The organism is Bacillus sp. MBGLi79, from assembly GCF_002953915.1.
In genome coordinates this window covers 3,496,583-3,497,928 of sequence record NZ_CP026521.1, presented here as the reverse complement: position 1 = coordinate 3,497,928, position 1,346 = coordinate 3,496,583, and the positions used below count along the sequence as shown (strand labels likewise).

Sequence of the window (1,346 nt, the reverse complement as noted above, 5' to 3'; positions counted from 1 at the left end):
CGGAAAGCCCTCCGGCTGAACGCTGAATATGCACTGAACTTCATTCATAAAAAATGAATGAAGTTTTTTTTACAAAAAGGTTGAAAAAACCAGACTTCCTTGTTAAAGTGTATACATATTAAATGTATTTTTATTAAATAAAATTTATTTTTATACAAAAAAGAGCACCGAGATGAGAGGAGTTTTTCAAAATGACGCAAAAGAAAAAAGTGGTTTTAGCATATTCAGGAGGACTTGATACTTCTGTCGCGATAAAATGGCTGCAGGAACAGGGATATGATGTAGTGGCCTGCTGCCTTGACGTCGGGGAGGGAAAGGATCTCGCATTTGTTCAGCAAAAAGCGCTTCAAGTCGGGGCTTCTAATTCATATGTTATCGATGCAAAAGAAGAATTTGCGAAAGAGTTTGCACTGACCGCCCTCCAGGCCCATACGCTTTATGAAGGAAAGTACCCGCTTGTATCAGCTCTGTCCAGACCGCTGATCGCCAAAAAGCTGGTCGAAGTGGCTGAAAAAGAGAACGCCCAAGCCGTGGCTCACGGCTGCACAGGCAAAGGAAATGACCAAGTGCGCTTCGAGGTGTCCATTAAATCGCTCAATCCGGATTTAGAGGTGCTGGCACCTGTGCGCGAATGGAAATGGTCGCGCGACGAAGAGATCGCGTATGCAGAAAAGCACGGCATTCCGATTCCGATCAATCTTGACAGCCCGTATTCAATTGACCAGAACCTGTGGGGCAGAAGCAATGAATGCGGAGTTCTGGAAGATCCATGGGCGGCGCCTCCTGAAGGGGCTTATGATTTGACGAAGCCGCTTGAAAAAACACCGGATACCCCCGATGTGATCGAAATCGCTTTTGAAGAGGGCATTCCGGTTTCCATTGACGGCGCTCATTACTCACTGTCAGACTTGATTTTAAAGCTGAATGAACTGGCGGGCGCGCATGGAGTGGGGCGCATCGACCATGTTGAAAACCGCCTTGTCGGCATCAAATCACGCGAAGTGTACGAATGCCCGGGCGCGATGACTTTGATGAAGGCGCACAAAGAGCTTGAAGATTTGACATTAGTAAAAGAAGTGGCGCATTTCAAACCTCTGATCGAACAAAAAATGGCTGAAGTGATCTATAACGGCCTGTGGTTTTCTCCGCTTAAAGACGCGCTTTCCGGTTTCCTGAAAGAAACGCAGAAGCATGTCACGGGCGTCGTCCGCGTCAAGCTGTTCAAAGGCCATGCGATCGTTGAAGGGCGTAAATCCGAATACTCCCTGTATGATGAAAAACTGGCGACGTATCCAAAAGACGATGCGTTCGATCATCACGCTGCCGTCGGCTGTATCGAGCTGGGG

At 47.4% G+C, this 1,346-nt stretch carries 1 protein-coding gene; it reads left to right on the top strand.

The features are described 5' to 3' along the window. Positions 1–191: 191 nt before the first annotated feature. A partial coding sequence (locus tag C1T29_RS17870) for an argininosuccinate synthase (protein ID WP_208945515.1) occupies positions 192–1,346 on the top strand: 1,155 nt, incomplete at its 3' end.